Below are 19,218 nucleotides of genomic sequence, written 5' to 3'. Positions count from 1 at the left end.
GTAAGCATCCCAAACGAGATCCGATAAAAAATGAGATATGCCTTGCTGTTCCCGGGCCAGGGGTCCCAGGAAGTCGGCATGCTGGCTGCGCTTGCCGCCGAGCATCCGGTGATTGACGACACCCTTCGCGAAGCTTCCGCCGTATTGGGTCAGGACCTGATCGAGCTGACCCGCCAGGGGCCGATCGAGGAGCTCAACCGTACCGAGCGGACCCAGCCGGCGCTGCTGGCGGCCAGCGTCGCCGTGGCCCGCCTCTGGCAATCCCAGGCGCTGCCGCCGCCGGCGGCGATGGCCGGCCACAGCCTCGGCGAGTACTCGGCGCTGGTGGTGGCCGGCGCGATCGATTTCGCCGATGCCCTGAAGCTCGTCGAGCTGCGGGGCCGGCTGATGCAGGCGGCGGTGCCGCAGGGCGTCGGCGCCATGGCGGCGGTGATCGGCGTCGATGACGAGGTGGTCGAGAAGGCTTGCGCAGCCTACGACGGCGACGGCGTGCTGGAGCCGGCCAACTACAACGCGCCGGGGCAGGTCGTGGTGGCCGGCAGCAAGCCGGCGGTCGACTGGCTGGTCGCCAATGCCAAGACCTTCGGCATCCGCAAGGTGATGCCGATTCCGGTGTCGGTGCCGTCGCACTGCTCGATGATGCGCGGTGCCGCCGAGCAGCTCGGCGAACGGCTGCGGCAGCTGGTCATCCGCACGCCGGCGATTCCGGTGCTGCACAACCTCGATGGCAGTTCGCGGAGCGAGCCGGATGCCATTCGCACGGCCCTCGTCGAACAGCTGTATCGCCCGGTGCGCTGGGTGCAGACGATCCGGAAGCTGGAGGCCGACGGTGTCACCGCGCTGCTCGAGTGCGGCCCCGGCAAGGTGCTTGCAACGATCAACAAGCGGATCGTCAACGTGGCGCCGGGTGCCTTTGCCTCGATCGCCATCGGCGAACCGGATGGCTACGCACAGGGCCGACAACTTTTCACAGCAGAGACGGAGCAGGCATGAGCACAGCACATCCCGGCCGGTTTTCGGCGGGCGCAGTAGCCTTGGTCACCGGTGCCACCCGCGGCATCGGTCGCGGCATCGCCGAGCGCCTGGCGCGCGAAGGCGTGAAGGTGATCGGCACCGCCACCAGCGAAAGCGGTGCCGCGCAGATCACCGAATATCTGGCCGGCAGCGGCGGCGTCGGCCGCGTGCTCGACGTCCGTGACCCGGCGGCGGTCGATGCCCTGGTCGGCAGCGTCGCCAAGGAATTCGGGCCGATCGGCATCCTGGTCAACAACGCCGGTGTCACCCGTGACACGCTGCTGTTGCGGATGAAGGACGCCGACTGGGCCGATGTCATCGAAACCGACCTGTCCAGCGTGTTCCGCCTGAGCCGCGCCGTGGTGCCCGGCATGATGAAGGCGAGAAGCGGCCGCATCATCTCGATCGGTTCGGTGGTCGGCACCATGGGCAACGGTGGGCAGACCAACTACGCCGCCGCCAAAGCCGGCCTGATCGGTTTCTCGAAGTCGCTGGCCCGCGAGATCGGCTCGCGCGGGGTCACCGTCAACGTCGTCGCGCCGGGTTTCATCGACACCGACATGACCAAGGGCCTGAAGGACGAGCAGCGCGCCGCGCTGATCGAACAGGTGGCCATCAAGCGGCTCGGCGCGGTCGACGACATCGCCGCTGCGGTCGCATTTCTCGCTTCCAATGACGCTGCCTACGTGACCGGTGAAACCCTGCACGTCAACGGCGGCATGTACATGATTTGAAACTGTTTCGACGCACTTGCCCGACGAACGCGGCAGGTTGTTGCCAGCAACGCGCTTGAATCTCTTACACTAGCCCCGCTTTTGCCCCACAACTCCGAGGGAGTCCCGATGAGCAGTCTTGAAGAAAAAGTCAAAAAGATCATTGCCGAACAGCTTTCCGTGGCTGAAGACCAGATCACGCCCGAAGCCTCGTTCGTCGAAGATCTCGGCGCCGACTCGCTGGACACCGTGGAACTGGTGATGGCTCTCGAAGAAGAATTCGAGATCGACATCCCGGACGAGGAAGCCGAGAAGATCGTGACCTTCCGCGACGTCCTCAGCTACATCAAGTCGCACACCAACCAGGCGTCCTGATTCGCCTGAGCTCCAGCGTCCCCACCCACTTTCACCTGCCTTTCGGCTCATGACGCGACGTCGAGTGGTCGTTACCGGCCTCGGTATTGTTTCTCCGGTCGGATCGGATGTCGAAACGGCCTGGACGAATGTCCTTGCAGGCCGCAGCGGCATCAAGCCCATCACTGCTTATGACTGCTCGACCTACCCGACGCGGTTCGCCGGGCTGGTGGAGGGCTTCGATACCCTGAAGTGGATGGGGCCCAAGGAGGCACGCCGCAACGATCCGTTCATCCACTACGGCCTTGGGGCCGCAAAGATGGCGGTCATCGATTCCGGTCTTGAAATCACCGATGCCAACCGCGAGCGCATCGCGGTGATCGTCGGTTCCGGAATTGGCGGCATCGGCACCATCGAAGACCAGTGCACCCTTCTTAACGGCCCTGGTGGCGTGAAGAAGGTGTCGCCGTTCTTCGTGGCCGGTTGCATCATCAACATGGTGTCCGGCGCGATCTCGATCGAACTCGGACTCAACGGTCCGAGCTTCGGCATCGTGTCGGCCTGTACGACCGGCTCGCACTCGATCGGCATGGCCCATCGGATGATTTCGTACGGCGATGCCGACGTAGTCATCGCCGGTGGTGCCGAGGCCGGTTCCGCGCCGGCCGGCGTCGCCGGCTTTTGCGCCTCGCGGGCGCTGTCGACCCGCAATGAATCCCCCACCACGGCTTCACGGCCGTGGGACCGCGACCGCGACGGTTTCGTGCTCGGTGACGGCGCCGGTGTGCTGGTGCTGGAAGACTACGAGCACGCCAAGGCGCGCGGCGCCAAGATCTATGCGGAACTGATCGGCTTCGGCATGACCAGCGACGCCTTCCACATCACCCAGCCGGTGCCGGGCGCACCGCAGGTGGCGCGCTGCATGAAGAATGCACTGCGCGATGCCGGGCTCAACCCGTCCGACATCGATCACGTCAACGCCCACGCCACGTCGACGCCGCTGGGCGACGTCGCCGAAAGCGACGCCATCAAGACGGCGCTTGGCGAGCACGCCTACAAGGTGGCGATCAGCGGCACCAAGTCGATGACCGGCCATCTGCTGGGTGCAGCGGGCGGCATCGAAGCGATCTTCTCCGTGCTGGCGATCCGCGACAACGTGGCGCCGCCGACGATCAATCTCGAGAACCCGGACGAAGGTTGCGATCTCGACTACTGCGCGAATGCGCCGCGCGAGCGTCGCATCGACATCGCGATGTCGAACTCCTTCGGGTTCGGCGGCACCAACGGCACCGTGGTGTTTCGCCGCATCTGACGTGCCGCCGGCTGTCGCCGGCACGTTGCCCCACCGGAACCGCGATGCTTCGACGTGCACTGCCAGCAACGGTGGATCTGCTGGCCTTGCACCGCCGGTTCCCGGCGCGTTACCCGTTCCTGCTGCAATCGGTCGCATCCCACCCGCTGGCGGGGCGCTATGACCTGCTGTTCGCCGATCCCGGAGAGGCGATCGAAGCGCGCGCCGGCGATGCCGATTTCTTCACCCGGCTCGATGACGCTGCTGCCGCGGTGCCGCCGGTGCCCGGGACCAATCTGCCGTTCGTGGGCGGCTGGTTCCTGCTGCTGGGCTACGAGGCCGCGCGCTGGGCCGAACCGAGGCTGCGCCTGCCGCCGTCCCCGCACCGCCTGCCGGATGCGCTGGCGGTGCGCTGCACCGCTGCCATCATCATCGACCGCCTGCACGGCACCGCGCTGGCGATCAGCGAAGGCAGCGAGGCCGTGTTGGCGCGGATCGAGCAGGATTGTCAGGCCCTGGACTCCGATGCCGCAGCGATGCGCCAGCAGCCGGTCGCCATTGCCGAGGACGACGAGCATCGCTTCGTCGCAGGCGCGCAGCGAGTGCTCGACTACCTGCAGGCCGGCGACATCTTCCAGGCCAACCTGTCGCGGCGCTGGCAGGCGCGCTACACGCAGCCGGTGGATGCCGGCGCGCTCTATGCGCAGCTCCGTCAGGCGAATCCGGCGCCGTTCGCCGGGCTCGCACGCTGGGGCGACAGCACGGTGCTCAGCTCCTCGCCGGAGCGGCTGATCGAAGTGGCCGACGGCTGGGCCCAGACCCGGCCGATTGCCGGCACCCATGCCCGCGACCGAGCCGAGGACGCCCGCGATCGCGAGCGCCTGATCGCCAGCCTCAAGGAGCGGGCCGAGCACGTGATGCTGATCGATCTCGAACGCAACGACCTGGGCCGCATCGCGGTGCCCGGCAGCGTCGAGGTCAGCGAGCTGATGACCATCGAAAGCTACGCTCACGTGCACCACATCGTCTCCAACGTCCGCGCCCGCCTGCGGCCGGGCGTCGGGCCCGGTTCGGCGCTGCGCGCGGTGTTTCCCGGCGGCACCATCACCGGAGCGCCGAAGGTGCGGGCGATGGAGATCATTGCGGAGCTGGAAGGCGTCGGCCGCGGCCCGTACACCGGCGCGATGGGTTATCTGTCGCGCTGCGGCCGGCTCGACACCAACATCCTGATCCGCACGCTGGTCTGCGAGGGCGACACGGTCAGCTTCCGCGCCGGCGCCGGCATCGTCGCCGATTCGCGTCCGGTGGCCGAGCTGGCCGAAACGCGGGCCAAGGCGCGCGGCCTGCTGCTGGCGCTGGGCGCCTCGGCGTGAGCGAGGCGCTGGCCATCCTCTGGAACGGCGAGCCGGTGTCGGCGATCCCAGCGCTGAGCCGCGGCCTGCACTACGGCGACGGCGTGTTCCGCACCCTGCTGCAGCAGCGCGGCACGGTGATCGCGGCCGACATGCAGCTGGCGAAGCTGCTGGCCGATGCGACGGCGATCGGCATCGCGCCACCGCCGATCGGGCAGCTGCAGTCGGACCTTGCCGCTGCGTCGCGCTTCGGCGATGCCACGGTGAAGCTGCTGCTGCTGCGCGCCGGCGAGCGTCGCGGCTACCGGCCGCAGACCGATGCGGCGGATCGCCTGCTGGTCGTCCATCCGCCGCCAGCCTCGGCAGGCGGGCGGGCAATCGACGGCATCCGCGCGATCCGCTCGCCGGTGACCCTGGCCGCGCAGCCGCTGCTGGCCGGCATCAAGCATCTGAACCGGCTCGAACAGGTGCTGGCCAGTCGTAGCTGGCCGGACGGTGTCGACGAAGCCCTGCTCGGCGACGACCGGGGCCATCCGGTCTGCGCCACGCGTGCCAACCTGTTCTGGGTGCGCGACGGCGTGCTGCACACCCCGGCGCTGGATCGCTGCGGCGTCGCCGGCGTGACCCGCGCGCGGGTGCTGGCGCTGGCGGCGGCGGCCGGCATCGACTGCCGGATCGGCGGCCAGCCGTGGTCGGCACTGCTGGCCGCCGACGAAGCCTTCCTGAGCGGCAGCCTGATCGGCATCTGGCCGTTGCGCGCCATCGATGGCCACTGCTATGAAGCGCAGCGGCCGGTGACGCGGCACCTGCAGGGCCTGCTGGCCCATCCCTCCGATCTCGTTCCGTCGAACACCCGATAAGCCACGATGAGTCAGCCTGCCGCCAAGCGGAATCCGATCCGGCGCGCCTTCGGCACGCTGGTCCGGCTGCTGTTGCTGGCCGCGCTGCTGGGCGTGGCGCTGTGGCTGGATGCGCAGCGTCAGCTCGACACGCCGCTGGCGATCGAAGCCCCGCTGAATTTCGAGATCGCGCCCGGCAGCAGCCTGCCCAGGGTGATCAACGAGGCGCGCGCACGCGGCCTGTTTGCCAGCACCCGGCAGGCCTACTACCTCGCGGCCCAGGCGCGGATCGATGGGCTGGCTTCGGCGATCAAGGCCGGCGAATACGCGCTGGAACCGGGCCTCAAGCCGCGCGATCTGCTGGCGCTGTGGGTGTCGGGCAAGACCGTGCTGCACGAGCTGCAGCTGATCGAAGGCTGGCGCTTCGCCGATGCCCTCAAGCGGGTCCGCGCCGCGCCGACGCTGAGCCACAGCCTGCCGGCCGAGCTCGACGCCGCCGGCGTGATGGCGGCACTGGGCCGCCCCGACCAGGCACCGGAAGGCCGCCTGTTCCCGGACACCTACCGCTACACGCGCGGCATGAGCGATGTCGCCTTCCTGCGCAATGCGCTGGCCGCCCAGGACCGGGTGCTGGCCGAGGAATGGGCGCAGCGGGCGCCGAATCTGCCGTACGACGCGCCGGAGCAGGCGCTGGTGATGGCCTCGATCATCGAGAAAGAAACCGGCATCGCCGCCGAGCGCCCGCAGATCGCCGGCGTATTCGTCCGTCGCCTGCAACTCGGCATGCGGCTGCAGACCGATCCGACGGTGATCTACGGCATCGGCGAGGCCTACGACGGCAACATCCGCAGCCGCGACCTGATCACCGACACGCCGTACAACACCTATACCCGCGATGGCCTGCCGCCGACGCCGATCTGCCTGCCGGGCCGCGAGGCGATCCACGCCGCGCTGCATCCGGCGGAGGGCGATGCGCTGTATTTCGTCGCCCGTGGCGACGGCGGCCACCAGTTCTCGGCCACGCTGGCCGAGCACAACCTGGCGGTGAAGCGCTACCAGCTGGGCGGCGGAGCGCCGAAGTGACACGCGGCCGGTTCATCGTGCTCGAAGGCGGCGAGGGCGGCGGCAAGTCCACCCAGGCACGGCGGCTGCGCGATCACCTCGAAGCACGCGGCCGCCGCGTGCTCCTGACCCGCGAGCCCGGTGGTTCGCCGCTGGCCGAGGCGATCCGCGCGCTGGTGCTCGGCCAGTGGCCGGAAGGCGTTGACGCGACGACCGAACTGCTGCTGATCTTCGCGGCCCGGGCCGCCCATCTGCAGGCGACCATCCGGCCGGCGCTGGCCGATGGCCGCGACGTGATCTGCGACCGCTTCGTCGACGCCAGCTACGCCTACCAGGGTGCCGGGCGCGGCGTCGATCCGGCCGACATCGCGGCGCTGGAGCGGCTGGTGCTCGGGGACCTGCAGCCGGACTGCGTGCTGCTGCTCGACATCGCGCCGGAGATTGGTCTAAAGCGGATCGCCGAGCGCAGCGGCAACAACCGCTTCGATGCCGAGTCGCTGGCTTTCATGCAGCGGGTTCGGGCGGCCTACCAGGCACGCGCGGCAGCGGCGCCGGCCCGCTACCGGGTGATCGACGCCGCGCGCGATGCCGATACCGTGGCCGCCGAGCTTGCGGCCCAGGTCGAGGCGCTGCCATGAAGCCGCTGCCCTGGCAGCGCGAGGTCTGGGCCACCGTGGCCAGCTCGATCGGCGAACAGCGTCTCGGGCATGCACTGCTGCTGGCCGGGCCGGACGGCGCCGGCAAGCGCCACTTCGCCGGCTGCATCACCGCGGCACTCTGGTGCAGGCAGCCGGCGGCCGACGGCAGCGCCTGCGGCCAGTGCGCCGACTGCCTGCAGGTCGCCAGCGGCGCCCATTCCGGCTACTTCCCGGTACAGGTCGAAGACGGCAAGCGCGACATCTCGATCGAGCAGGTCCGGGTGTTGAGCGAAAAGCTGACCATGACCCAGTACGACGGCCGGGCCAAGGTGGCGATCATCGAGCCGGCCGATGCGCTCAACGTCAACGGCGTCAACGCGCTGCTTAAGACCATCGAGGAGCCGACGCCGGGCAGCCATCTGCTGCTGATCAGCGCCCGGCCGCAGGCGCTGGCGGCAACCTTGCGCAGCCGCTGCCAGCGCCTGCGGCTGCCGGCGCCGGGCCGCGAGGTCGCGCTCGACTGGCTGCGCAAGACCGCCGGCGGCAAGCACGATGACGCGACCCTGAGCGCGGCACTCGACCATGCCTTCGGCGCCCCGCTGAAGGCTGCGGCACTGCTGGAAGGCGCCGGACTGGCGCTGCGCAGCGACTGGTCGCGTGGGCTCCTCGATCTGGTCAACGGCCGGGGCGAGCCGGCGCTGATCGCCGCCGCGATCAACGACGCCGATCCGGTCGGCTGGCTGCACTGGTTGTACGGCTGGCTGGGCCGGTTGCTGCGGCTGCGCATCACCGCGACCGCCGATGACGACGCGGTGCTGGTCGGCCTGGCGACCCGGCTGCCGGCGGAACTGCTCGATCGCTACATCGCCGAGGTGCAGGCCAGCCTGCCTCGTCTGCACGGTGCGGCAGACCGGAAGCTGCTGATCGAATCGCTGCTGATCGGCTGGCTGGCCTTGCTTGCACGGGCCGGGCGGCCTGCCCAGAATCGATAGGGCCTGCTAACAATTACTTTGCTCGCTGCGGCGGAGGTCGTTTTTGCCCAGTGCAACGAACGAGGAGCGGCCAATGGTCGACCCATTGGCGCGACGAGAGAGGTAGCAATGGGCAAAAGCGATCCCGCCCAGAAGGGTTGCGGCCAAAAAACCGCCGGACTTCGTTACGAACCTTGCCCATAGGAGGGCTATGGCCTACGGTTCGCGCCTCGCCCGGCGGCTTTTTGACCTGCAACGCAGCGACCAAAGCAATTGTTAACAGGCCCAGTCATGAGCACACCTCCGCCCCGCAGCGGTCCGGCTTCGCCCGGCATCCTGACCTTGGCGATCAAGGACAAGAACGCGCTGTATGCCTCCTACATGCCGTTCATCAAGAACGGCGGGCTGTTCATTCCGACCAACAAGGAATACCGGCTTGGCGACGAGGTGTTCATCCTGCTGACCCTGATGGAAGACCCGGAGCGGATTCCGGTCGCCGGCCGGATCGTCTGGCTGACGCCGCGCAATGCCCAGGGCAAGCGCCAGCAGGGCATTGGCGTGCAGTTCAGCATGCAGGACAACGGCGACACCCAGCGCAAGATCGAGTCCTACCTGGCGGGCGTCAACACCGAGCGGGCCACGCACACGATGTGAGCGGCGCCTCTGGCCGGCATCAGTCGCCGAGGCCGTACTTCTTCAGCTTGTACCAGATGGTCCGCTCGCTGATGCCGAGCTTCTGCGCCGCGCGTGCCTTGTTGCCGCCGCTGAGCTTCAGCGCCGCCTCCAGGTAGCGGCGTTCCAGCGTTTCCACGGCCGGGTCGAGCGCCAGATCGTCCGGCAGTACCGCCGCCGCCGGCGCCTCGGGGATGGCCGGCTCGGCCGGCAGCGGAAAATGCCGGGGCGCCAGCGCCGAAGTGCCGGCCAGGATGCGCGCCCGCTCGGCCATGTTGCGCAGCTCGCGGACATTGCCGGGCCAGCCATAGCTGGCCAGGTGATCGAGTACGGCCGCCGGCAGTCCGGTTTCCGGCAGGCCGAGAAAATGCGCGAATAGCTGGCTGACATCCTCGCGTCGCGCCCGCAGCGGCGGCAGTTCCAGCGCGAACACGTTGAGCCGGAAATACAGGTCCTCACGCAGCCGGCCGTCGCGGATCGCCTCGCGCGGCGCGCGGTTGGTGGCTGCAATCAGCCGCACGTCGAGCGTCACCGGATCATTGCTGCCGAGCCGGCTGATCTCGCCGGCCTCGATCGCCCGCAGCAGCTTGGCCTGCAGCGCGATCGGCATCTCGCCCAGTTCGTCGAGGAACAGCGTGCCGCCCTGGGCCAGCTCGAACTTGCCGATGCGCTGCTTCTGCGCACCGGTGAACGCGCCTTTCTCGTGGCCGAATAGCTCGCTTTCCAGCATGTCGGCCGGAATCGCCGCGCAGTTCACCGCGACGAACAACGCGTCGCGCCGCTCCGATGCCTGATGGATCGCGCGCGCCACCACCTCCTTGCCGGTGCCGGTCTCGCCGGTCAGCAGCACGCTGGCCCGGGTCGGGCCGACCTTCGCCACCTGTTCGCGCAGCGCCACCATCGGCGCGCTGCGGCCGAGCAGGCCGGATTGCACCGGCCGCGCCGCCTCGTCGCGCAGGTAGGCGTTCTGGCGCAGCAGGCCGCGGGTGGCGAACACGCGGTCGATGGCCAGTTCCAGCGCCTCGATGTCGAACGGCCGCAGCAGATAGTCGCAGGCGCCGAGACGCAGCGCTTCCACGGCGCTGTCGAGACTGCCGTGCGCGGTCATCAGGATCAGCGGCAGGTCCAGGCCCTGGTCGCGCATGCGCCGCAGCAGTTCGATGCCATCCAGGCGCGGCATCCGCAGATCGCTGCAGACGAGGTCGTAGCCGCCATCGCGCAGGCGCTCCCAGGCTTCCTCGCCGTCGGCGGCGGCATCGGTCCGGTAGCCACGGCGGCCAAGCATGATTTCCAGCACGCGACGCATGTTCGGTTCGTCATCGACGATCAGCACACGGCGGGAAGCGGTCATCGGGCAGTCGGAGGGCAGGGAAGCCAGAAGCGGATTCTGGCACCGCCGAGCGGTGCCGCTTCGGCCACCACGTCGCCGTGATGGGCGCGGACGATCTGGCGGACCACGGCCAGACCCAGCCCGACGCCGCCCTCGCGCTTGTGCACGAACGGCTCGAACAGCCGCTGGCGATCTTCCGGCGCAATGCCGGGGCCATCGTCGTCGATGGTGCAGACCAGCCGGCCGGGCTCGTCGGCGGTGCCGATCCGTACCCGGCCGCCCGCCGGGACGATCTGCAGCGCATTGCCGACCAGGTTCAGCAGCACCTGGGTCAGCTGCTCGGCGTCGGCGTCGATCTGCGGCCGCAGCGCGGCGGCCTCGAAGCCGACCGTTACCCGGCGGTCGCGCGCCTGCGCTGCCAGCAGGCTGATCGCGTGGCGGACGATCGCGTGGAAATCGCAGGCGGCCAGCAGCGGCGCACGCATGCGGGTCTGGTCGAGCATGGTGGCGACCAGCCGGTTCAGACGTTCGGTCTCGCTGACGATGATCGCCAGCAGTTCGCGGGCATCAGCACCCAGCTGCGGCTCGTCGCCGAGCATCTGCGCCGAGGAACGCAGGATGCCGACCGGCGTGCGTACCTCGTGTGCCATCAGCGCGGTGACCTCGCCAAGCGCGGCCAGTCGCGAGGCGCGAATCAGCGCACCCTGGGATTCCTCCAGCTGGCCGACCAGTTCGCCGAAGCTGCGGCCGAGCGCGCGGACTTCGGCCGGCCCGGCTTCCGGCGGCGGGGCGCCGCTGCCGGGCTGCAGGTAGTTGCGCGTGTAGCGGGTCAGCGCCTGCACCGGCCGGGCGATGCGCGCCGACACCGCGATGCTGGCGACCAGGATCACCAGCAGCGTTGCCACCAGCAGCAGCGCGAAGCGGCGCAGCATCTGCCGGACCGGCGCCAGCGCCACGGCGCGCGATTCGATGATCCACACCGTCCAGCCGGTGAAGCCGGCATCGGCGCGGGCGATGATCGCCGGGCCTTCGGCCAGCGCCGCCGGATCGGCCGGCATCGGCTGGCCGAAATCGTGGCCGCGCGCACGCAGGCCGGCGGACACCGCCAGCAGCCGGCCATCGGCGGTGCTGACGGCGATCTCGCGGCCGTTGCCGGCCAGCGGGTCGAGCTGTTCGGCGAAGGTCGACCACGGCAGGTCGAGCCACAGCGTGCCGATGGTGCCGTCGCCGAAGGCAGAGTCGATCGGCGTGGCCAGGCTCAGCCGCCGCTGCGCCGGATCGGCCGCCGGCGGCGCTACTGCCACCGGGCCGCCCGGCAGGCGCAGTGCCAGCCACGCCGGCATCGCCGGCCGCCGCGTGCCGATCGCCGCCGGGTCGCTGCTGGCGATCACCCGGCCGTCGCGGTCGACCGCATGCAGGCCGGCATAGACGCTGCCGTAGCGGCGGTACATCTCGGCCAGGAAGCCGGACAGGCGCTTGTCGAGATCGCCGAGCCGCAGGTCCTGCATGACCTCGACATGGGTCCAGGTGGTGGCGTTTTGGGCGCGTTCGCGCAGCAGGTCGTCGAGATCCCCGGCCGTGGCGGCGGCAACCCGCGCGGCGGCGTCCTCGATCTGCTGCTGCAGCGCCGCTTCGCTGCGGCTGGCGGCCAGCCACATCACCAGCGCCGCCGGCAGCATGCCGACGACGATGAACGCGAGGAGCAGGAGCTTGCGGATCGACACCCGGCGATTATCGACGTCGCCACGGTTGTACGGCCAGCGGACAGCCGCTAGCGTTCGCCGGTGATCTTCCGAACCGCTGCCGCACTGTTCGCCATCCTCGCTCTCGTCTGCGCCGCCGTGCGTGCCGACGAGACCCCGCCGCCGATCGGCCAGGACCCGATGGCGCAGCGCTACGCGCTCGGCCACGGCCTGCCGCTCGGCGACACCGGCTTCACGCTCGGCGGCTATGCCGAAGCCGGCTACGCCAATCCGCGCGGCGCCGACAACGGCCGGGTCGCGGTCGATGCGCTGAGCGCCTTCCTGTGGTGGGACGGCGGCGGCCGCTGGCGGTTCTTCTCCGAAACCGAGCTGAGCGAGCCGCTGCGCTGGGGCGAGGGCGGTGTGAGGACCGGCGACGCCGATCTGATTTCCGAACGCCTGTATGTCGACTACGCCTGGCGCGATGCGCTGAAGTTCCGCGCCGGCAAGTTCCTGACGCCGGTCGGGCGCTGGAACCTGCGCCACGCCGCGCCGCTGACCTGGACGACGTCGCGGCCGCTGATCACCGAGGCGACCTTTCCGACCAATGCCACCGGCGCGATGGCCTACGGCGTGCTGCCGCTGACGCCGGCCGGCATCGAGTATTCGCTGTACGTCTCGCCCGGCAAGGAGCTGTTCCGGCGCGACGACCTCGACACCTTCACCGAAGCCTACGGCCTGCGGCTGTCGACGCCGCTGTGGCCCACGTTCGACGTCGGCCTGTCCTGGGTCAGTTTCGAGCAGACCTCCAACCGCGAGATCCGCAAGCAGCTGCTCGGCGTCGATGCCCAGTGGCTGCTCGGCCGCGCCGAGATCAGCGGCGAGTTCACCTATCGGGAGCTGAAAGGCGGTGCCAGCGCCGGCGACGAAAGCGGCTGGTACCTGCAGGCGGTGCTGCCGCTGGTCGGTGACTGGTTCGCGATCGGCCGCAACGAAGGCTTCCACCAGCGTGGCGCGGCGCGCGACCTGAGCCTGTGGCTGGGCGGCGTCGCCTGGCGGCCGAATCCGGCCTTCGTCATCAAGGCCGAGTACGGCCATGCGGTCGAGAACGCCGCGCGGCTGCCGGAAGGCTTCCGTGCCTCGATCGCGGTGCTGTTCTGATGCCGCCGGCGTTGCGGTGGCTGGCGGCGGCGCTGGCGAGCGCCGGGCTGGCGGCAACGGCTGCCGCCGACGAGCCGTGGATCGCGGTGATCGCCGAGGCGGGCCAGCAGGCCAGCATCGACAGCGCCGCCCTGGCCCGCATCTACCGGCGGCGCACCCAGGTCGATGGCGATGGACGCCGCTACATCCCGGTCAACCTGCCGGCCGACCAGCCGCTGCGTCGGCGCTTTTCGCGGGCCGTGCTGGGCGTCGAGCCGGAAGCGCTCGATGCCTACTGGAACCAGCAGTACTTCCTCGGCGTGACGCCGCCGCACGTGCTGGGGTCGGAAGCCGCCGTCAGCCGCTTCGTGGCCGCCACGCCGGGCGCGATCGGCTATCGCGGCGCCTGCCCGGACGACAGCGCCGTGCGGGTGATCCTGCTGATCGACCCGGCCGGCGCGCTGCATCCGCCCGGTGCGGCGCCGGCCTGTCCGCCGCCCTGAGCGGCCGGCGCGATCCTACATTTCTTGCAGACAACTCTTGCAGGGCTGCAAGACTTGTCGGCTGGCAACGATCGTCATGGCGGCCAGAGCATTCCGGATAAACCCTTGATGATGTTGGCGTAAATGGCTGTTGCTCCGGCCGGCGAGCGGCTGGCCGGCGGATTGCGGAAGAGAAGGCGAGCCCCTTTTCCGGAACGCCTGCCGCCATGTCTTCCACCGCCCGCTTCAGCGCCGATGACCGGTTCGCACTGCCATCGCCCCGCTATGTTCGCGACAGCCTCGTCGGCCCGCGTCTGGTCGAAGCCGATGCCCGGCTGCGGCCGACGCTGGAAGCCTTCATCGCCAGCCGCTACCAGCAGATCCACGGCGCCCGGCTGCGGCACTTCCTGCCCCGGCTGTTCGGCGCCATCGACGCCGGCGACACCCTGGTCGCCGCCTACGGCGTGCGGGTGGCGGATGCCGGGCCGCTGTTCCTCGAGCAGTACCTCGACCAGCCGATCGAAGCCTGCGCGCTGGACCGTTTCGGCCGCCGGGCCGCACGCGGCCACATCGTCGAGATCGGCAACCTGGCCGGCGCCACGCCGGGGGCGCTGCGGGCGCTGATTCCGGCAGTCACCGCCTGGCTGCTGGCCGAAGGACACGAGTTCATCGCCTTCACCGGCGCAGCACCGCTGCGCAATGCCTTCGGCCGGCTCGGCCTGCCGCTGTGCGAACTGGCGACGGCACGCATCGAATGCCTGCCGGAAGACCAGCGCGCCGACTGGGGCCAGTACTACGCGATGAACCCGGCCGTGATGCTGGGCGACATCGGCGCCGGCCGCCGGCTGCTGAGCCAGGAAACGGTCTCGCCGCGCGAGCTGCGGGCGCGGCTGGCGCCGCTGGCCCTGGTCGGCGCGCCATGAGCCGCGTCCTGTTCGAGGTGCTGGCCCGCCATGCGGCGCAGCAGCCGGCGGCAGTGGCGCTGCGCGGCGAGCGCGGCGCGCTGCGCTACGGCGAACTGCCGGGCGCGATCGCCGCGCTGGCCGATGCCTGCCGCGACGACACCGGTACCGTCGGGCTGATCGCCGACAACGGCCCGCACTGGGCGCTGGCTGATCTGGCGATGCTGGCCGCCGGCCGCAGTCTGGTGCCGCTGCCGCTGTTCTTCAGCCCCGCGCAGGCTGCCCATGCGCTGCGCGACGCCGGCGTGACGAGCCTGCTGGTCGACCCGGCGCTGCCGCTGCCCGAGCCGCTGGCGTCGCTGCCGCGCGAGGCGCTGCCGCTGCCGGCCGGCTGCGGTCGGCTGCAGCGCATCCGCCTGCCGTGGGCCAGCACCCGGACCTTGCCGGCCGGAACCGCGAAGATCACCTACACCTCCGGATCGACCGGCGCGCCGAAGGGTGTCTGCCTCGATGCCGAGACCCAGCTGGCCCAGGCGCGGGCGCTGGCCGCCGCCGTCGGCGCCGGGCCGGGCGATGTCCATCTGGCGGCGCTGCCGCTGGCCACCCTGCTGGAGAACATCGGCGGCGTGTACGCGCCGCTGCTGGCCGGTGCCGAGACGCGGCTGCCGTCGCTGGCCGCCGTCGGACTGTCCGGCGCCAGCGGCTTCCAGCCACAGGCCTTGCTGGCGCAGCTGCAGGCCGCGTCGGCAAACACGCTGATCCTGGTGCCGCAGCAGCTGCTGGCGCTGGTCCGGGCCATCGAGGCCGGTGCCTCGGCGCCGCCGAGCCTGCGCGTGGTCGCGGTCGGCGGGGCATCGGTGTCGCCTCGGCTGATCGATCGCGCGGTGGCGCTCGGGCTACCGGTCTACGAGGGCTACGGCCTGTCCGAATGCAGCTCGGTGGTGGCGCTGAACCGGCCGGGCGCGGCGCGGCCGGGCAGCGTCGGCCGGCCGCTGCCTGGGTTGGACGTGCAGGTCAGCGATCGCGGCGAACTGGTGGTCAGCGGACGCGGCTTTCTCGGCTACGTCGGCGAAGCTGAGCGCGCCGCCGATGCCCCGGTGGCGACCGGCGACCTCGGCCACTTCGACGCCGACGGTTACCTGCATCTCGATGGCCGCAGCAAGAACCTGATCGTCACCGCGTTCGGCCGCAACGTGTCGCCGGAATGGATCGAGCGCGAACTGACCGAGGCCGCCGCGATTCCGCAGGCGGCGGTGTTCGGCGACGGCCAGCCGTCGCTGTCGGCGGTGATCGCCTCCACCGCCAGCGATGCGGCCATCGACGCCGCGCTCGCCGCCGTCAACGCGCTGCTGCCGGACTACGCGCGGGTGCGCCGCTGGCTGCGTGCCGACGCGCCGTTTTCCACCGCCAACCAGCAACTCACTGCCAATGGCCGGCCCCGCCGCGCCGCGATCGTCGCGGCCTATGGCGCGCGGCTGGCTGCACTCCACGAGGAAACCGAAACCCCATGAGCTTCTACGACACCCTGATGGCGGACACCGCCGTCGAACGGGCGACCCTGATGGCCCAGCCGCTGTTCGCCGATGCGCTGGCCGGCCGCGTGACGCGGCCGATGTACTGCGCCTTCCTGACCGAGGCCTATCACCACGTGCGCCACACGGTGCCGCTGATGATGGCCGCCGGCGCCCGGCTGGGCCGCGATGCCGAATGGCTGCGCGGCAAGCTGGTGCACTACATCGAAGAGGAATACGGCCACCACGAGTGGGTGCTCAACGACATCCGCGCCGCCGGCGGCGATGCCGATGCCGCCCGCCACAGCGAGCCGGCATTCGCCACCGAAATGATGGTGGCCTACGCCTACGACACCGTGCAGCGCGGCAATCCGGTCGGCCTGCTCGGCATGGTCCACGTGCTGGAAGGCACCAGCACGGCGCTCGCCACCGAGGCAGCCGGCGCGCTGGCCCGGGCGCTGGAACTGCCGGCTCGCGCGTTCACCTACTTGAGCAGCCACGGCGCGCTTGATGTCGGCCATGTCGATTTCTTCCGGGCCCTGGTCGACCAGCTCGACCGCCCGGACGACCAGCGCGCCGTGATTCACGCCGCCAAACGCTTCTACCGCCTGTACGGCGACCTGTTCACCACCATTTCCGAGGCCCATCGCCCATGTCCGACTCCGTCCGTCGCTTTCTCCTGACCGGTGCTTCCGGCGGTATCGGCAGCGCCGTTGCCCGCGAACTCGTCCGCCACGGCCACGCCGTGGTGCTGTCCGGCCGCAACGAACGGCGGCTGGCCGCATTGGCGGCCGACCTGCTGCAGCGCCATCCGTCGGCCGATGTCGGCATCGCCGCTGGCGACCTGTCCGGCGCTTCCGGTGTCGCGGCGGTCGTCGCCGCCGCCGGCCAGGGCGGCCGGGCGCTGGATGGTGTCGTCAACTGCGCCGGCCAGTCCTGGTTCGGCCATTTCGAGGAAACGCCGGACAGCGTGCTCGACACCCTGTGGCGCACCAACGTGCTGGCGCCGATGCGGCTGATCCAGGCGGCGCTGCCGCTGCTGCGCGGCCGGCGCGGGGCGATGGTGGTCAACGTCGGCTCGGTGTTCGGCTCGATCGGCTTTCCCTGCTTCGCCGCCTATTCGGCCACCAAGTTCGCGCTGCGCGGCCTGACCGAAGCGCTGCGCCGCGAGCTGGCCGACGACGGCATTGCCTTCGTCTACGTCGCACCGCGCTACACCCGCACGGCGCTCAACGAGGGCGCGGTCGAGATCATGGCCGCCGCCACGGGGATGAACGAGGACAGCCCGGAGCAGGTCGCGCGCGCCATCGTCGCGGCGATCGAGCGGGGCACCCGCGAACGCGTGCTCGGCGGCCCGGAACGCTTCTTCGTCTGGCTCAACAAGCTGCTGCCGCGCCTGGTCGACAAGGCGCTCGGCCGGCAGGCGCGACAGATGCGCGCCTATCTGAATCCCTCCGCAGTTTCACTTTCCATCCGCACGGAGACGTCGCGATGAACCCGCAGACCCTTCACCGCTTCAACACCCCGTTCTGGCGAGTCAGCGCGCTGGCGCTGGTGATCGTCCTGCTGACCCTGGCCGGCGGCAGCCGCGCCGATGCGCCGCCGCCGTCGGTGGTCGCGCTCCAGCACGGCTGGGCGCAGGCCTTCTACGCACCGGAAGGCGCGGCCCGCGAGCCGGCCTTCCAGGCGCTGGAAGCGCAGGCCGCGAAAGCCGTGGCCGAGCTGCCGGGCCGCGCCGAGCCGCTGATCTGGCAGGGCATCATCGAATCCAGCCACGCCAAGTTCGCCAGCAGCCTGACCGCGCTATCGCTGATCAAGCAGGCGCGCGAGCACCTGCAGGCGGCCGAGAAAATCGATCCGGCAGCACTCGATGGTTCGGTCTATACCTCGCTCGGCAGCCTGTATGCGAAAGCACCCGGCTGGCCGCTGGCCTTCGGCGACAAGAAGCTGGCGCGCAGCTATCTGGAAAAGGCACTGAAGCTGAATCCGGATGGCATCGATCCGAACTACTTCTACGGCGAGCTGCTGGTCGCCCAGGGCGAGCGCGAGGCCGGCAAGGCGAGGCTCGAGCACGCGCTGGCGGCAGCGCCGCGCGTCGGCCGCGAGGACGCCGACAACGGCCGCCGCGCCGAGATCCGCACGGCGCTGGCGGCGCTGAACTAAAACGCGGTCAGGCCTTGGCGGCGAGGCAGCCGAGCAGGTCGTTCCAGCTCTTCACGAACGAGGCGGCACCGTCGCGCTGCAGCTTCACGGCCAGCGCGCCTATGTCGATGCCGGCCGCCGTGATCGCCGCCAGCGCCGCTTCGGCAGTGCCGCCGTCATCGGCCAGCACCGCCCCCGGATTGCCGCGTTCGGCATAGGCCAGCAGCGTCTTTTCGGGGATGGTGTTGACGGTGTCCGGGGCCGCCAGCGCATCGACGTAGTAGCAGTCCGGCAACGCCGGGTCCTTGGTGCTGGTGCTGGCGAACAGCAGGCGCTGCGGTGCGACACCGGCCGCGACGACCTTCTGCCAGCGCGGCGAGGCCAGCAGTTCGCGGTAGACGCGGTGGCAGCGGCCCATCATCGCCAGCCCGAGCTGGTTCTGCAGGGCGGCCGGCAGCGCATCCTTCACCGCGCCGTCCCAGCGGCTGACGAACACCGAGGCCACCGACGACACATTGCCGTCGAGCCCCGCCGCCAGCCGCCGTTCGACGCCGCGCAGCCAGGCCTCGGCCGCAGCGGCGTACTGATCGGCGGAGAACAGCAGCGTCACGTTGACCGGCACGCCAGCAGCGATCGCATCTTCGATGGCCTTGAGTCCCGCAGGTGTGCCGGGAATCTTGATGTAGAGGTTCGGCTGCGCCGCCTTGGCATGCAGCGCGATCGCCGCCTGGACGGTGCCGGCCGTGTCGTCGGCGAGCAGCGGGCTGACTTCCAGCGACACCCAGCCGTCGACACCCCGGGTGCGTTCGAACTCGGGCCGGAACAGCTGCGCGGCAGCGCTCAGGTCCTCGATCGCCAGATCGAAGAACAGCGCCTCGTGATCGATGCCGGCGGCGGCCTTGGCCTTGATCGCGCTGTCATAGGCGCTGCCCTTCGCGATCGCCTGCTCGAAGATCGTCGGGTTGGAGGTCAGGCCGGTGACGGCGATGGTGTCGATGTACCGGGCGAGCGTGCCGTCGGCGACCATCGTCCGGGTGATGTTGTCGAGCCAGAGGCTCTGGCCAAGGGCATGCAGGCGCTGTGCGGGATTCATGCGAAGCGGTTCGAATGGAGACGCGGGCTC

General features: G+C 70.2%; 20 protein-coding genes. 17 read left to right on the top strand and 3 right to left on the bottom strand.

Going from position 1 to position 19,218, the window contains the following annotated elements:
• Positions 1–30: 30 nt before the first annotated feature.
• From fabD to ACTIGJ_RS12670, 10 genes are all read left to right on the top strand, one after another.
• On the top strand, positions 31–993 hold the full coding sequence (gene fabD / locus ACTIGJ_RS12715; RefSeq protein WP_439640691.1) for an ACP S-malonyltransferase: 963 nt from the start codon (positions 31–33) through the stop codon (positions 991–993).
• The gene (fabG, locus tag ACTIGJ_RS12710) at positions 990–1,748 is read left to right on the top strand and encodes a 3-oxoacyl-ACP reductase FabG (RefSeq protein ID WP_439640690.1); all 759 of its coding nucleotides are present in this window, start codon (positions 990–992) and stop codon (positions 1,746–1,748) included. Before fabD ends, fabG begins: the two co-directional genes overlap by 4 nt.
• A 108-nt stretch (positions 1,749–1,856) precedes the next feature.
• Positions 1,857–2,102 (top strand): acyl carrier protein, encoded by a 246-nt coding sequence (gene acpP / locus ACTIGJ_RS12705; protein ID WP_022975905.1) that lies wholly within the window; start codon positions 1,857–1,859, stop codon positions 2,100–2,102.
• 49 nt (positions 2,103–2,151) lie between these two features.
• On the top strand, positions 2,152–3,393 hold the full coding sequence (gene fabF, locus ACTIGJ_RS12700; RefSeq protein WP_439640689.1) for a beta-ketoacyl-ACP synthase II: 1,242 nt from the start codon (positions 2,152–2,154) through the stop codon (positions 3,391–3,393).
• Positions 3,394–3,437: 44 nt separating this feature from the next.
• Positions 3,438–4,745: an aminodeoxychorismate synthase component I gene (locus ACTIGJ_RS12695; RefSeq protein ID WP_439640688.1), complete on the top strand. Its 1,308-nt coding sequence runs from the start codon at positions 3,438–3,440 to the stop codon at positions 4,743–4,745.
• Positions 4,742–5,584 carry an aminodeoxychorismate lyase gene (pabC, locus tag ACTIGJ_RS12690; RefSeq protein WP_439640687.1) on the top strand — a complete coding sequence of 281 codons (843 nt, stop codon included), beginning with the start codon at positions 4,742–4,744 and terminating at the stop codon, positions 5,582–5,584. Before ACTIGJ_RS12695 ends, pabC begins: the two co-directional genes overlap by 4 nt.
• 6 nt (positions 5,585–5,590) lie before the next feature.
• Positions 5,591–6,646, top strand: coding sequence for an endolytic transglycosylase MltG (gene mltG, locus ACTIGJ_RS12685; RefSeq protein WP_439640686.1), 1,056 nt, complete (start codon positions 5,591–5,593; stop codon positions 6,644–6,646).
• Complete coding sequence (gene tmk, locus ACTIGJ_RS12680) at positions 6,643–7,263, top strand: dTMP kinase (RefSeq protein WP_439640685.1); 621 nt, start codon at positions 6,643–6,645, stop codon at positions 7,261–7,263. The genes mltG and tmk overlap by 4 nt, the downstream gene beginning before the upstream one ends.
• Entirely contained in the window at positions 7,260–8,255 is a 996-nt protein-coding gene (locus ACTIGJ_RS12675) for a hypothetical protein (protein WP_439640684.1), read from the top strand. Before tmk ends, ACTIGJ_RS12675 begins: the two co-directional genes overlap by 4 nt.
• Positions 8,256–8,525: 270 nt before the next feature.
• Positions 8,526–8,888, top strand: a complete 363-nt coding sequence (locus tag ACTIGJ_RS12670) for a PilZ domain-containing protein (protein ID WP_439640683.1) — start codon at positions 8,526–8,528, stop codon at positions 8,886–8,888.
• Positions 8,889–8,907: 19 nt separating this feature from the next.
• Here ACTIGJ_RS12670 and ACTIGJ_RS12665 read toward each other — a convergent pair whose 3' ends face one another.
• Together ACTIGJ_RS12665 and ACTIGJ_RS12660 are read right to left on the bottom strand one after the other, a co-directional pair.
• Positions 8,908–10,257 (bottom strand): sigma-54-dependent transcriptional regulator, encoded by a 1,350-nt coding sequence (locus ACTIGJ_RS12665; protein ID WP_439640682.1) that lies wholly within the window; start codon positions 10,255–10,257, stop codon positions 8,908–8,910.
• Positions 10,254–11,960 (bottom strand): ATP-binding protein, encoded by a 1,707-nt coding sequence (locus tag ACTIGJ_RS12660; protein WP_439640681.1) that lies wholly within the window; start codon positions 11,958–11,960, stop codon positions 10,254–10,256. Before ACTIGJ_RS12660 ends, ACTIGJ_RS12665 begins: the two co-directional genes overlap by 4 nt.
• A gap of 60 nt (positions 11,961–12,020) precedes the next feature.
• On the opposite strand from ACTIGJ_RS12660, the gene ACTIGJ_RS12655 reads away from it, so the two are divergent.
• From ACTIGJ_RS12655 to ACTIGJ_RS12625, 7 genes are all read left to right on the top strand, one after another.
• Positions 12,021–13,079: a hypothetical protein gene (locus ACTIGJ_RS12655; RefSeq protein WP_439640680.1), complete on the top strand. Its 1,059-nt coding sequence runs from the start codon at positions 12,021–12,023 to the stop codon at positions 13,077–13,079.
• On the top strand, positions 13,079–13,561 hold the full coding sequence (locus ACTIGJ_RS12650) for a hypothetical protein (protein WP_439640679.1): 483 nt from the start codon (positions 13,079–13,081) through the stop codon (positions 13,559–13,561). The genes ACTIGJ_RS12655 and ACTIGJ_RS12650 overlap by 1 nt, the downstream gene beginning before the upstream one ends.
• Positions 13,562–13,767: 206 nt before the next feature.
• The gene (locus ACTIGJ_RS12645) at positions 13,768–14,463 is read left to right on the top strand and encodes a thermostable hemolysin (protein ID WP_439640678.1); all 696 of its coding nucleotides are present in this window, start codon (positions 13,768–13,770) and stop codon (positions 14,461–14,463) included.
• Entirely contained in the window at positions 14,460–15,953 is a 1,494-nt protein-coding gene (locus ACTIGJ_RS12640) for an AMP-binding protein (protein WP_439640677.1), read from the top strand. Before ACTIGJ_RS12645 ends, ACTIGJ_RS12640 begins: the two co-directional genes overlap by 4 nt.
• The gene (locus ACTIGJ_RS12635) at positions 15,950–16,636 is read left to right on the top strand and encodes a TenA family transcriptional regulator (RefSeq protein WP_439640676.1); all 687 of its coding nucleotides are present in this window, start codon (positions 15,950–15,952) and stop codon (positions 16,634–16,636) included. The genes ACTIGJ_RS12640 and ACTIGJ_RS12635 overlap by 4 nt, the downstream gene beginning before the upstream one ends.
• Positions 16,606–17,448, top strand: coding sequence for an SDR family oxidoreductase (locus tag ACTIGJ_RS12630; protein WP_439640675.1), 843 nt, complete (start codon positions 16,606–16,608; stop codon positions 17,446–17,448). Before ACTIGJ_RS12635 ends, ACTIGJ_RS12630 begins: the two co-directional genes overlap by 31 nt.
• The gene (locus ACTIGJ_RS12625; protein WP_439640674.1) at positions 17,445–18,116 is read left to right on the top strand and encodes a tetratricopeptide repeat protein; all 672 of its coding nucleotides are present in this window, start codon (positions 17,445–17,447) and stop codon (positions 18,114–18,116) included. Before ACTIGJ_RS12630 ends, ACTIGJ_RS12625 begins: the two co-directional genes overlap by 4 nt.
• A 7-nt stretch (positions 18,117–18,123) precedes the next feature.
• Here ACTIGJ_RS12625 and tal read toward each other — a convergent pair whose 3' ends face one another.
• The gene (gene tal, locus ACTIGJ_RS12620; RefSeq protein WP_439640673.1) at positions 18,124–19,188 is read right to left on the bottom strand and encodes a transaldolase; all 1,065 of its coding nucleotides are present in this window, start codon (positions 19,186–19,188) and stop codon (positions 18,124–18,126) included.
• Positions 19,189–19,218 lie beyond the last annotated feature (30 nt).

Origin of the sequence: Nevskia sp., from assembly GCF_051860985.1 — a bacterium.
GTDB lineage: Bacteria > Pseudomonadota > Gammaproteobacteria > Nevskiales > Nevskiaceae > Nevskia.
This window is presented reverse-complemented; position numbering and strand designations above follow the sequence as displayed.